Here is a 12,407-nt window from a genome sequence, read left to right on the forward strand (position 1 = left end):
CACGCTCCCCTGCGTTCCAATGATATATATGGCATGCATCGTTCGACCGCATCGAATGGTGGGTGATCGACCCCAACCCTCAACCCCGACTTCAGGGAGCTTCCATGGAACTGCGCCAGCTGCGCTATTTCCTGAGCGTGGCCGAGACCGAGCACCTCACGCAATCGGCCGACGCGCTCTTCGTCACCCAGTCCACCCTGTCGCACGGCCTCAGGCAGCTGGAGGCCGAACTCGGCCTGCCGCTCTTCGACCGGCTGGGCCGGGGGCTGAAGCTCTCGCAGGCGGGCATGGCCTTTCGCAGCCACGCGGCGCGCGCGCTGCAGGAGCTGGAGGCCGGCCGCATGGCGCTGGCCGACATGGCGGGGCTGCAGGCCGGCACGCTCACCGTGGGCGTCATCCCCACCTTCCTCACGCACCTGGTGCCCGATGCGGTGGCCGCCTTCAGCGCGGCCTACCCCGGCGTGCAGGTGGTGGTGCGCGACCTGCGCGGCGGCCCCATCGAAGAGCAGCTGATCGCCGGGCGGCTGGACGTGGGCATCTCCTTCCATCCCGCGCACCGCGACGAGATCGAGGCCGAGCCGCTCTTCGACGAGCGCCTGCAGCTGGTGGTGCATGACGGCCATCCGCTGGCACGCCGTCGCAGCCTGCGCCTGCGCGAGCTGGCCGGCGTGCCGCTGGCCCTGCTGCCGCAGAGCTTCGCCACGCGCCGCATGATCGACGCGGCCTTCGCGCAAGCCGGCATCGCTCCGCTGGTGCGGGTGGAGATGGAATCGGTGGACGCGCTGCTGCACGCCTGCCGCAGCGGGCCGCTGGCCACCATCGCGGCCGAGCGCGCCGCCGGCCAGGCCGGGCCCGGCCTGCGCGCCATCGCGCTGACCGACCCCGCCACCGTGCGCCGCGCGGGCGTGCTCTGGCGCCGGGGCGCATCGCGCAGCGCGGCGGCGCGGGAATTCGTGGCGCGGCTGCGGCCCGCCGTGGGTGCGGGCGCCGGCGCCGGCGCCGTCAGCCCCCCGCCAGCGGCAGCATCCGCCAGCCCACGCCGGCGAGGCCCGCCAGCGCCAGCACCGGCAGCACGCCCCACTTCAGCCGCATCAGCGCCACGCCGGCCAGCACGCCGATGACGGCGCTGGCCGTGTCGAAGCGCCCGCCCAGGCCCTGCGGCCACAGCACGTGCACGGCGAAGAACACGGCCAGGTTGACGATCACGCCCACCACGGCGGCGGTGATGGCCGTGAGCGGCGCGGCGAAGCGCAGCTGGCCGTGGGTGGATTCGATGAACGGCCCGCCCAGCAGGATGAACACGAACGAGGGCAAAAAGGTGAAGAAGGTCACCACGACGGCGGCCACGGCGCCGGCCAGCGGCAGCGCGCCCGGGCCGAACACGGCACTCGTCCAGCCGCCCACATAGGCCACGAACGCCACCACCATGATGAGCGGGCCGGGCGTGCTCTCGCCCAGCGCCAGCCCGTCCATCATCTGCGCGGCGGTGAGCCAGTGGAAATGCTCCACCGCCCCCTGATGGACGTAGGGCAGCACGGCGTAGGCGCCGCCGAAGGTCAGCAGCGCGGCCTTGGTGAAGAACCAGCCCATTTGCGTCAGCGTGCCCTGCCAGCCCTGCAGCGTCACCAGGCCCGCCATGGCCGCCAGCCACAGGCCGCCGCCCACCAGCAGCACGGCGCGAAAGCGCGGCCAGCTGAAACGCGCGTGGGGCGGCGTGGGCGTGTCGTCGTCGATGAGCGCGGGCGGCGCCTGGGCGGCGCCCTGCCCGCTGCTGCCGCCGCCGCCATGCGCGCCGCCACCGCTGCCCGCCATGAACGACTGCGGCGCGAAGCGCCCGCCCAGGTGGCCGATCAGCGCGGCCCCCAGCACGATCAGCGGAAAGGGCAGCTCCAGCGCGAAGAGGGCCACGAAGGCCGCCACGGCGATGCCCCAGAGCCAGCCGTTCTTCAGCGTGCGCCCGCCCACCCGCCAGGCGGCCTGCACCACCAGCGCGGTGACGGCGGGCTTGATGCCGTAGAACACGCCCGCGACCACCGGCACGTCGCCGTGCGCCATGTAGAGCCACGACAGGCCGATGAGCAGCGCCAGCGATGGCAGCACGAACAGCGCTCCGGCCACGATGCCGCCCCAGGTGCGGTGCAGCAGCCAGCCGATGTAGGTCGCCAGCTGCTGCGCCTCGGGGCCGGGCAGCACCATGCAGTAGTTGAGCGCGTGCAGAAAGCGCCGCTCGGAGATCCAGCGGCGCCGCTCCACCAGTTCCTCGTGCATCAGCGCGATCTGCCCGGCCGGCCCGCCGAAGCTGATGCAGCCGAGCTTGAGCCAGAAGCGCCAGGCCTGCGAGAGCGTGGGCGGCAAGGGCGCGGCGGTGGACGCATCGGCACCTGCTGCGCGTGCGGGGGGCGGAGGGCTGTGCATGGCGGCCGGGTTCTGTCGGGGTGGGTGGGGGCGGCGCACGCATGGTGCCACAGGGCGGGCAGCGGGTGACAGGGCCGGTCTGGATATGAAATATGGCTCCAGCGCTCATATCCATTGCGCATACAGCTATCAAAACAAGAGCATTCTGCCAGGATGCATTCCATGGGGATTCCGCGCAGCAGGCCGGCCGTGAACGGGCCTGCGAGGTCGTCGTACGACTGCCTAGAATGCCCCCACCCCGGGCCCGTGCGCCCGGCTGAAAGCGCTCGTCCTTGTCTTCTTCTTCTTCCGCCGCCCCCGTCCAGCCCCCCACGCCTGCCACCCCCGCTGCCTCCAGCGCCTTCACGCGGCGCGGCACGGTCTTTCTGCTGGCCCTTTTCTGCTGCCTGCTCTGGGGCAGTTCGTTCCCGGCCATCAAGTCGGGCTATGCCCTGCTGGGCATCGCGGGGGACGACATCCCGTCCAAGCTGGTGTTCGCCGGCTGGCGCTTCCTGGCCGCGGGGCTGATGCTGCTGGCCTGGGGCGCGGCCACCGGGCGGCGGCTGGGCGGCTGGCCGCCTTCGGTGTGGCGCCAGCTCGTCGTGCTGGGCCTGCTGCAGACCAGCGTGCAGTACGTGTTCTTCTACATTGGCCTCGCGCACACCACGGGCGTCAAGGCCTCGATCATGAACGCCACCAGCACGTTTTTCAGCGTGCTGCTGGCGCACTGGCTCCATCACAACGACCGGCTCACCTGGCGCAAGTCGCTGGGCTGTGCCGCCGGTTTCGTCGGGGTGATGGTGGTCAACCTGGGCGGCGCATGGGGCGACGGGCTGGCAGGCGTGGAGTTCACGCTGCTGGGCGAAGGCTTCGTGGTCATCGCCGCGCTGGTGCTGGCCGTGGGCGGCGTCTACGGCAAGGGCATCTCGCAGCACATGGACCCGGTCGCCATGACCGGCTGGCAACTGGTGGTGGGCGGCGGCGTGCTGCTGGCGGCGGGCTACGCGCTGGGCGGCTCGCTCGGGCACGTCACGCCGGCCTCGTCGGCGCTGCTGGGCTACATGGCGGTGCTGTCGGCGCTGGCGATCTCGATCTGGAGCCTGCTGCTCAAGCACAACCGCGTGAGCCTCATCACCGCGTTCAACTTCATGATTCCGGTGTTCGGCGCGCTGCTGTCGGCGCTCTTTCTGGGCGAAAGCATCCTGGAATGGCGCAATGCCCTCGCGCTGGTGCTGGTGTGCTGGGGCATCTGGCTGGTGACGCAGGCGCCTGCGGCGGGCCGGCAACGCCGGGGCTGAGGCCGGCGGGGCGGCCGGCTGCGTGCCGGACAATTGGGCGATGAACGATTCTCCCCTGCCATCCGCCGACGAGGCGGCACACGACACCCCTGGCGACGCGCCCATTCAGGAGGCGCGCCTCTGGAGCGACGGCCTCTGGACGGCCGAAGTGATCAAGAACGAAGACGACGACGGCTGGGCCGTGTCCATGACGCTGCGCGGCGAATCCGAGCCGGCGCTGGTCGGCCCCTGGACCATGGGCCGCGACAAGAAGAACCCCAAGCCGCTGGACGTGGCGGCCTTCCACACGCTGGTCAAGACCGCGTCGGAAGTGCTGCGCCGCCACGAGCAGCAGTTACATGCGCAATTGCACAAGGCGGTGACGGTGGGCGCGGGCGACGAGCTCGTGCGCGTGGCCCTGCGCATCGTGCCCGACGAGGAATATCCGTACGCCGTGCTCACGGCCCACGACGCCGGCGGCCAGCTGCTGGGCGAGGCGCGGGTCGATGCGAACTACAAGCTCGGCCAGGCCAGCGCGCTGGCCTGGGTCGAGAGCGATTTCTCGCCCCGGGGGCGGTAGGCGCGGCGGATGCGCCCGGTTTATTCCTCTCCGTGGGGAATGCCGCCCACCGGGCACTGCGGCGTGCCCACGGCGGAGCGCGTGACGGCTTCGGCCGTGCGGCGCGCGGCGGCCGGGTCGGTCACCCACTGGCGGTAAAAGCCGTAGGGGCAGTCCGCCACGCCCTGGTCGCCCTCGCCCGAATTCAGCAGGCCCGTGTAGCCCCGGTGCAGCAGCTTGAACAAATGGTTCTCGCTCTGGCCGTGGCGGCGGAAGTCGCGGATCAGGTGCTTGGAGAGCGCGGCGTACTGCACGCCCATCTCTTCTTCGCCGCATTCGCCCAGCGTGCGGCCGTCGAAGCCGATCAGCGCGCTGTGGCCGAAGTAGCTGTAGACGCCGTCGAAGCCGGCCGCGTTGGCCACCGCCACGTAGCTGTTGTTGGCGAAGGCCATGGCCTTGCTCATCAGGATCTGCTGCTCCTTGGCCGGGTACATGTAGCCCTGGCAGCGCACGATCAGCTCGGCCCCCTGCATGGCGCAGTCGCGCCAGATCTCGGGGTAGTTGCCGTCGTCGCAGATGATGAGGCTGATCTTCAGGCCCTTGGGGCCGTCGCTGACGTAGGTGCGGTCGCCGGGGTACCAGCCCTCGATGGGCGTCCACGGCATGATCTTGCGGTACTTCTGCACGATCTCGCCCTGGTCGTTCATGAGGATGAGCGTGTTGTAGGGCGCCTTGCGCGGGTGCTCTTCATGCAGCTCGCCGGTGAGCGAGAACACGCCCCACACCCTGGCCTTGCGGCAGGCGGCGGCGAAGATCTCCGTTTCCTCGCCCGGGATGGTGGCGGCCGTGTCCAACATCTCCTGGCGGTCGTACATGATGCCGTGGGTGCTGTACTCGGGGAAGATGACCAGATCCATCCCCGGCAGGCCGGACTTCATGCCGACCAGCATGTCGGCGATCCGGCGGGCGTTGTCCAGCACCTCGGCCTTGGTGTGCAGCCGAGGCATCTTGTAGTTCACGACCGCGACGCCGACGGTGTCGTCGCTGCTCGAGATGTCGCCGTGGATCATGGCGGGAGCTCCTGGGGGTGGGGTGGGTGAAGGAGAGGCCCCGCAGGGCCGGCGCTCAGTGGCTGATCATCCAGGGGCGCTTGGACGGAAAGGCTTTCGCGCCGTTGGGCGCGGTCACCGTGGCGCCGCGCTTGCCACTGCTTGCGCTGCAGCAGCCGCAGCCCGCGGGGTGGCGCATGCGGCCGTAGCTGCCCGCCTCAGTGTCGCGCGAGGAGCGCGGCGCGTGGCGCGCGCGCTCGTTGGTGTCGTGGGCGCGGCGCTGCTCCGGGCTCACGCAGGCCAGGTGCGGCGCGCTCGCGAAGACGCGGGGCGACGCGGTGCTGCACACCGGGCAGGCGGCGGGCTCGTTGCGCTGCGCCAGGCTGCGCAGCGCGTCGAAACCGCCGCAGGCCGGGCACTGGTAGTCGTAGGTCGGCATGGGCGCGGCCCTTTCAGGCGAGGTCGGGCGACAGCGGCATGTCGATGCTGCCGTCCAGCATCTTCTGCGGGCCGGCGGCCGTGGGGTTGATGTCGAAATCGAAGATCTGCGTGGGCAGCCAGAGCGTGGCGCAGGCGTTGGGCACGTCCACCACGCCGCTGATGTGGCCCTGCACCGGCGCCGTGCCCAAAATGGAATAGGCCTGCGCGCCGCTGTAGCCGAACTTCTTCAGGTACTCGATGGCGTTCAGGCAGGCCTGGCGGTAGGCCACGTTCACGTCCAGGTAGTACTGCTTGCCGGTCTCGTCCACAGAGATGCCCTCGAAGATGAGGTAGTCGTTGTAGGTGGGCACGATGGGGCTGGGCTTGAAGATCGGGTTCTTGATGCCGTACTTGGCCATGCCGCCCTTGATGAGCGTGACCTTCATGTGCACCCAGCCGGCCATCTCGATGGCGCCGCAGAAGGTGATCTCGCCGTCGCCCTGGCTGAAGTGCAGGTCGCCCACGCTCAGGCCCGCGCCGTCCACATAAACGGGGAAGTACACCTTCGAGCCGCGCGACAGGTCCTTGATGTCGCAGTTGCCGCCGTGCTCGCGCGGGGGCACGGTGCGGGCGGCCTCGGCGGCGGCCTGGTTGCGCGCCTCGCCGGTCATCTTGCCCATGTGGGCCGTGCCGGGCGACGGCGGGTTGGCCAGGCCTGCGGTCGGGTCGCTGTCGATCAGCGCCTGCTCGCGGGCGTTCCACTGGTCGAGCATGGCCTTGTCGGGCAGGCAGCCGATGAGGCCGGGGTGGATGAGGCCCGCGAAGTTCACGCCCGGAATGTGCCGCGAGCTGGTGAACATACCCTTGAAGTCCCAGATCGACTTCTGCGCCTCGGGGAAGTGCTCGGTCAGGAAGCCGCCGCCGTTCTTCTTCGAGAAGAAGCCGTTGAAGCCCCAGAGGCTGTCTTGCTTGGCGCCGATGTCCAGCAGGTCCACGACCAGCAGGTCGCCCGGCTCCGCGCCCTTCACGCCCACCGGGCCGGAGAGGTAGTGCACGGTGGTCAGGTCGATGTCGCGCACGTCGTCGGCGCTGTCGTTGTTCTTGATGAAGCCGCCGGTCCAGTCGAAGGTCTCCAGGATGAAGTCGTCGCCCGGGTTGACCCAGCAGGCCATGGGGATGTCGGGGTGCCAGCGGTTATGGATGTTCTCGTTCTCGGTGGGCGACTTCGTGAGGTCGACTTTGATGAGGGTGTCGGTCATGGCAGGCTCCTTGGGGTGGTGGTCAGACGGAGAGGTAGGACTTGATGCGCTGCTGGTCGGTGTCGGCGCGGGTGGTCTCGTGCACCAGGCGCCCGCCTTCGATGACGAAGAGCCGGTCGGCCACGTCCATCGCGAAGCTCAGCACCTGCTCGGACACCACGATGGTGAGCTGGCGCATCTTGCGGATCTCGTTGAGCGCCTTCGCGATGTCCTTGATGATGGAAGGCTGGATGCCTTCGGTGGGCTCGTCGAGCAGCAGCACCTTGGGGTCGGTGACCAGGGCGCGGGCGATGGCCAGCTGCTGCTGCTGGCCGCCCGAGAGGTTGCCGCCCTTGCGCCGGCGCATGTCCCAGAGCACGGGGAAGAGCGCGTAGATCTCGTCGGGAATGCGCTTTTCCTTCGCGTTCTCCAGGCCGGTCTGGATGTTCTCCTCCACCGTGAGGGTGGGGAAGATCATGCGGCCCTGCGGCACGTAGGCGATGCCCTTGGCCACGCGGCGGAAGCTCTCGTCGCGCGTGACGTCCTGGTCCGCCACGCGGATGCTGCCGCTCTTGGTGGGCAGCACGCCCATCAGGCTCTTGAACAGCGTGGTCTTGCCCATGCCGTTGCGGCCCATGATGGCGACGGTCTCGTTGGCATGGCCTTCGAACGAGATGCCGTGCAGCGCCTCGCTCTGGCCGTAGGCGACGTGCAGGTCGGTGACTTTCAGCATGGGATGGCTCCTGGGACGTCCGTTGGCTTCATGGCGTTCGTGGTGGCGGGTGCGAAGGCTGAGGGGGCAGACAGGCGCGAGGTCTGCGCACGGGCCGGGACCGCCGGGCGGCCCCTTCCGCGAATGTCCCCCGGCTTCGCCTCCTCCTTGACTTCGCTGCAGGGGCGGCCCGGCATTCCCGGCCGGTTCAGCGCTCTGCCATGCCGGGCCTGGGACTGGCAGGGTGCCTGCCGCTGCTGCGGCTCACGTTGGCGCTGCATGTCAATGTCCCAGGTAGACGTCGATGACCTTGGGGTCGGCCTGCACCTTGTCCATCGGCCCTTCGGCCAGGATCTTTCCCTGGTGCATCACCGTCACCTTGTGCGCGATGCGCTTGACGAACTCCATGTCGTGCTCGATCACGATCACGGCGCGGTTGCGGCAGATGCGCTCCAGCAGCTCGGCCGTCAGCTCGCGTTCGCGGGCGCTCATGCCGGCGATGGGCTCGTCCAGCATCAGCAGCTCGGGCTCCTGCATCAGCAGCATGCCGATCTCCAGCCACTGCTTCTGGCCGTGCGACAGCAGCCCGGCCTCGGTCTCCAGGCGGTCGGCCAGGCCGATGTCCTCGGCCACGGCCTGCACGCGCTCCTTCACCGCGTCGGTGCAGCGAAAGGCCAGCGCGCCGAACACCGTGCGGCCCGTGGGGTAGGACACCTCCAGGTTCTGGAAGACCGACAGGTTCTCGTAGATGGAGGGCGTCTGGAACTTGCGGCCGATGCCCAGGCGCACGCGCTTGTGCTCGGCCATGCGGGTCAGCTCCTCGTTCTTGAACTTGATGCTGCCGCCCGTGGCGCGGGTCTTGCCGCAGATGAGGTCCAGCAGCGTGGTCTTGCCGGCGCCGTTGGGGCCGATGATCACGCGCAGCTCGTTTTTGTCCACGTACAGCGTCAGGTTGTCGATGGCCTTGAAGCCGTCGAAGGAGACGGTGAGGTCTTCCACGGCCAGGGCGAAGTCGGTGTTGCTCATGAAGGGGCTCCTGCGCGGTGTGCGTGTTCAGACGCCCTGCTGGCGCGTGCCTTGCGGCAGCGGCGCGGCGGGGGTCGACGGGGCGGTGGCGGCCGCTGGCGGCTGCGCATCGGCGGCGGCGTTGGGCCAGGGCGCGGGTGGCGGCACGGCGGCGCGGCGCAGGGCCTCGCGGCGGCCCTTCCACCAGGGCACGATGCGCTCTTCCCAGAGGCCCGCCAGCCCCATCGGGAAGGCCATGGTCACGCCGATGAAGAGCGCCGCCATGAGGAACAGCCACAGGTCCGGGAAGCTCTCGGAAAAGTACGTCTTGCCCGCATTCACCAGCAGCGCGCCATAGACCGCGCCCACCAGGCTCATGCGCCCGCCCACGGCGGCGTAGATCACCATCTCGATCGAGGGCACGATGCCCACGAAGCTCGGCGACATGAAGCCCACCTGCAGCGTGAACAGCGCGCCGCCGATGCCCGAGAGCGCCGCCGCCATGCAGAAGGTGAAGACCTTGAAGTTGGCCACGTCGTAGCCCGAGAAGCGCACGCGGTCTTCCTTGTCGCGCATGGCCAGCAGCAGCGTGCCCAGCTTGCTCGTCTGGATGTAGCGGCACAGCACGATGGACGCCACCAGCAGCGCCACGCACACGTAGTAGAGGATGACCTTGGCGCTGTCGGTGCGCGTGTCCCAGCCCCAGAGCGTCTTCAGGTCGGTCATGCCGTTGACGCCGCCCGTGTAGCCCTGCTGGCCGATGATGAGCACCGTGCAGATCAGCGCCACCGCCTGCGTGATGATGGCGAAATAGACACCGCCCACGCGGCGCTTGAACATGGCGAAGCTCACGATCCAGGCCAGCAGCGTGGGCACCACCACCACCGCCGCCAGCGCGAACGGCAGGCTCTTGAACGGCACCCAGAACGCGGGCAGCGCCGTGATCTGGTTCCAGTCCATGAAGTCCGGGATGCCGGGCGTGGACTGGATCTTGGTGCTGATGGGGTCGGAGGCTTCGAGCTTCAGGAACATGGCCATGGCGTAGCCGCCCAGGCCGAAGAACACGCCCTGGCCCAGGCTCAGCACGCCGCCGTAGCCCCACACCATCACCAGGCCGATGGCGACGAAGGCGTAGGTCAGGTACTTGCCCACCAGGTTCAGGCGGAAGACGTCGAGGGCCAGCGGCAGCACCACGGCCAGCAGCACGGTGAGCAGCACCAGGCTGGCGAGCTGGTAGCGCTGGACCCAGGCTTTGAGGGCGTTCATGGAAAGACTCCGGTAGGGGCGAAGGGATAGGAAGCGCCGCGGTTCAGCGGCGGACCTTGGAGGCGAACAGGCCCTGCGGCCGCACCATGAGGATCAGCACGATCAGCGAGAGCGTGATGACCTTGGCCATGGAGCCGGCCAGGAAGAACTCGGTGATCGACTGCGTCTGCGCGATGCCGAAGGCCGACACCACCGTGCCCAGCAGGCTGGCCGCGCCGCCGAAGGTCACGACGAGGAAGGCATCGACGATGTAGAGCGAGCCCGAGGTCGGCCCCGTGGAGCCGATGGTGGTGAAGGCCGCGCCCGCCACGCCGGCGATGCCGCAGCCGATGGCGAAGGTGAGGCGGTCGGTCTTCTTCGTGTCGATGCCGATGGCGTTGGCCATCACGCGGTTGCTCACCGTGGCGCGCACCCGCAGGCCCCAGCGGCTCCTGTGCAGCGCGATCAGCACGCCGGCCGTCACCACCACGGTGAGCGCCAGCACGAACAGGCCGTTGATGGGAATGTCCAGCCCCTCGGCCGGCGCCCAGGAGCCCATCAGCCAGTCGGGCAGCGTGGGGCTCACTTCCTTGGGGCCGATGAAGGTGCGAAAGCACTGCTGCAGCGCCAGGCTCACGCCCCAGGTGGCCAGCAGCGTATCTAGCGGGCGCTTGTAGAGATGGCGGATCAGGCTCCACTCCACCAGCCAGCCCGCCACGAAGGCGAAGCCGAACGCGGCCACGATGGCCAGCGGAAAGTAGAACGGCATGAAGTCGGGCGCGTACTGCGCCGTCAGCGTCGAGCCCAGGTAGATGGTGTAGGCGCCGATGGTCATGAACTCGCCATGCGCCATGTTGATCACGCCCATCTGGCCGAAGATGATCGCCAGGCCCAGGCCCATGAGCAGCAGCACCGCGAACAGGCTCAGGCCCGCGAAGCCCTGCATCAGGCCGATGTTCATCATTTCGGAGAAAGTCATGGTGCAGCTCCTGCGTGCAAGCCCATCGGGAAGAGCGAAAACGGTGCATGCAGCGGCCCGCCCACCGGGGCGGCAGGCCGCTGCGCATCACCTGCCTGATCGGGGCAGGACTTACTGGTAACCCTTGGGGAACGGATCGGGTTTGATGAGTTCGGGCGATTCGGAAACCACCTTGAACGTGCCGTCCGGCTGGCCGACCGCGATGCGCGACTTGCTCCAGAGGTGGTGGTTGGCGTCCACCTTCACGTAGCCTTCGGGCGCGGTCTTGAGCTCGATGCCGGGCGACGCGGCCACCACCTTGTCCACGTCGAAGCTCTTGGCCTTTTCCACCGCGGCCTTCCAGAGCCAGGGGCCCAGGTAGCCCGCCTGCGTCACGTCGCCGATGACGGCGTTGGGGCCGTACTTGGCCTTGAAGGCGGCCACGAACTTCTTGTTGTTCTCGTTGTCCAGCGACTGGAAGTACTTCATCGACGAGTAGAAGCCCGCGAAGTTCTCGCCGCCCACGCCGGTCATCTCGTCCTCGGTCACCGACAGCGTCACCAGCAGCTGCTTGTCGCCGGTGATGCCGGCGGCCTTGAGCGCCTTGTAGAAGGCCACGTTGGAGCCGCCCACCACGGCCACAAAGATGCAGTCGGGCTTTTGCACCTTGATCTTGTTCATCAGCGAGCCGAAGTTGGTGCTGCCCAGCGGGTAGTACTCCTCGCCGACGACCTTGCCTTTCTGGAAGTTTTCGATGTGCTTGCGCGCGATCTTCATCGAGGTGCGCGGCCAGATGTAGTCCGAGCCGATCAGGAAGAAGGTCTTGGCCTTCTTCTCCTTCTGCGCCCAGTCCAGGCTGTAGAGGATCTGCTGCGTGGCCTCCTGGCCGGTGTAGATCACGTTCTTGGACTGCTCCAGGCCTTCGTAGAAGGTGGGGTAGTAGAGCAGGCCGTTTTCCTTCTCGAACACCGGCAGCACCGCCTTGCGCGAGGCGCTGGTCCAGCAGCCGAAAACGGCGGCGCAGTGGTCGTTGATGAGCAGCTTCTTGGCCTTCTCGGCGAAGGTGGGCCAGTCGGAGGCGCCGTCTTCCTTGATGACCTTGATCTTGCGGCCCAGCACGCCGCCCATGGCGTTGATCTGGTCGATGGCGAGCTGCTCGGCCTGGATGGAGCCGGTCTCCGAGATCGCCATCGTGCCGGTGGCCGAATGCAGCTGGCCGACGGTCACTTCGGTGTCGGTCACCGCCAGCTTGGTGGTGTTGACCTGCGCCGTCGGCTGCGCGAAGCCCCAGGCCGGCAGGCCGGCGACGGACGCCGCGCCCATGGCTTGCAGCAGGCGGCGCCGGCCCGCGTCGGCGGTGACGGGGGCGGCAGAAGTGTTGCGGGGGTCGAGAGGGTGCTTCATGAAGGCGCTCCTTGCGTCTGGCGGGGGATGAACGGCGACGGATCTGTCGTCCGGGCAGCGGGATGGCCGCGCTGGAATGAAGATTAGGGAGAACCCTGGGCACTGCCCATACGTCAATTAACGTAGTGCCTTCGCCCCTGCCGCCG

Annotated in this window: 12 protein-coding genes; 3 read left to right on the forward strand and 9 right to left on the reverse strand. The window is 68.6% G+C overall.

The genetic code is table 11. From position 1 onward, the window contains the following. The first annotated feature begins 104 nt into the window (after positions 1-104). Entirely contained in the window at positions 105-1,121 is a 1,017-nt protein-coding gene (gene cynR, locus ABWV53_RS06335) for a transcriptional regulator CynR (protein WP_353364078.1), read from the forward strand. Here the strand turns inward: cynR and chrA are convergent. Further along, a complete protein-coding gene (gene chrA / locus ABWV53_RS06340; RefSeq protein WP_353364080.1) occupies positions 1,003-2,415 on the reverse strand; it encodes a chromate efflux transporter in 1,413 nt (470 codons plus the stop codon). The genes cynR and chrA overlap by 119 nt on opposite strands. A 272-nt stretch (positions 2,416-2,687) precedes the next feature. Here chrA and ABWV53_RS06345 point away from each other — a divergent pair, with 272 nt between their 5' ends. Together ABWV53_RS06345 and ABWV53_RS06350 are read left to right on the forward strand one after the other, a co-directional pair. Next, entirely contained in the window at positions 2,688-3,692 is a 1,005-nt protein-coding gene (locus ABWV53_RS06345; RefSeq protein WP_502903836.1) for a DMT family transporter, read from the forward strand. A 40-nt stretch (positions 3,693-3,732) separates the two neighbouring features. Further along, positions 3,733-4,251, forward strand: coding sequence for a hypothetical protein (locus ABWV53_RS06350; protein ID WP_353364082.1), 519 nt, complete (start codon positions 3,733-3,735; stop codon positions 4,249-4,251). Between the two features lie 20 nt (positions 4,252-4,271). On the opposite strand, the gene ABWV53_RS06355 is transcribed toward ABWV53_RS06350, so the two are convergent. The 8 genes from ABWV53_RS06355 to urtA all read right to left on the reverse strand — a co-directional run bounded on the left by ABWV53_RS06355 (position 4,272) and on the right by urtA (position 12,261). Further along, complete coding sequence (locus ABWV53_RS06355; protein WP_353364084.1) at positions 4,272-5,300, reverse strand: aliphatic amidase; 1,029 nt, start codon at positions 5,298-5,300, stop codon at positions 4,272-4,274. Positions 5,301-5,355: 55 nt separating this feature from the next. Continuing rightward, complete coding sequence (locus tag ABWV53_RS06360) at positions 5,356-5,718, reverse strand: FmdB family zinc ribbon protein (protein WP_353364086.1); 363 nt, start codon at positions 5,716-5,718, stop codon at positions 5,356-5,358. Positions 5,719-5,731: 13 nt separating this feature from the next. Then, positions 5,732-6,958, reverse strand: a complete 1,227-nt coding sequence (gene fmdA / locus ABWV53_RS06365) for a formamidase (RefSeq protein ID WP_353364088.1) — start codon at positions 6,956-6,958, stop codon at positions 5,732-5,734. Positions 6,959-6,980: 22 nt separating this feature from the next. After that, complete coding sequence (gene urtE / locus ABWV53_RS06370) at positions 6,981-7,670, reverse strand: urea ABC transporter ATP-binding subunit UrtE (protein WP_353364090.1); 690 nt, start codon at positions 7,668-7,670, stop codon at positions 6,981-6,983. Between the two features lie 261 nt (positions 7,671-7,931). Next, positions 7,932-8,675 (reverse strand): urea ABC transporter ATP-binding protein UrtD, encoded by a 744-nt coding sequence (gene urtD / locus ABWV53_RS06375; RefSeq protein WP_353364092.1) that lies wholly within the window; start codon positions 8,673-8,675, stop codon positions 7,932-7,934. Between the two features lie 27 nt (positions 8,676-8,702). Next, positions 8,703-9,920, reverse strand: coding sequence for an urea ABC transporter permease subunit UrtC (gene urtC, locus ABWV53_RS06380; RefSeq protein WP_353364094.1), 1,218 nt, complete (start codon positions 9,918-9,920; stop codon positions 8,703-8,705). A gap of 43 nt (positions 9,921-9,963) precedes the next feature. After that, entirely contained in the window at positions 9,964-10,878 is a 915-nt protein-coding gene (gene urtB / locus ABWV53_RS06385; RefSeq protein ID WP_056661921.1) for an urea ABC transporter permease subunit UrtB, read from the reverse strand. Between the two features lie 111 nt (positions 10,879-10,989). Then, entirely contained in the window at positions 10,990-12,261 is a 1,272-nt protein-coding gene (gene urtA, locus ABWV53_RS06390; protein WP_353364097.1) for an urea ABC transporter substrate-binding protein, read from the reverse strand. Positions 12,262-12,407: the final 146 nt, after the last annotated feature.

The organism is Acidovorax sp. FG27 (genome assembly GCF_040365715.1).
Lineage (GTDB): Bacteria > Pseudomonadota > Gammaproteobacteria > Burkholderiales > Burkholderiaceae_C > Paracidovorax.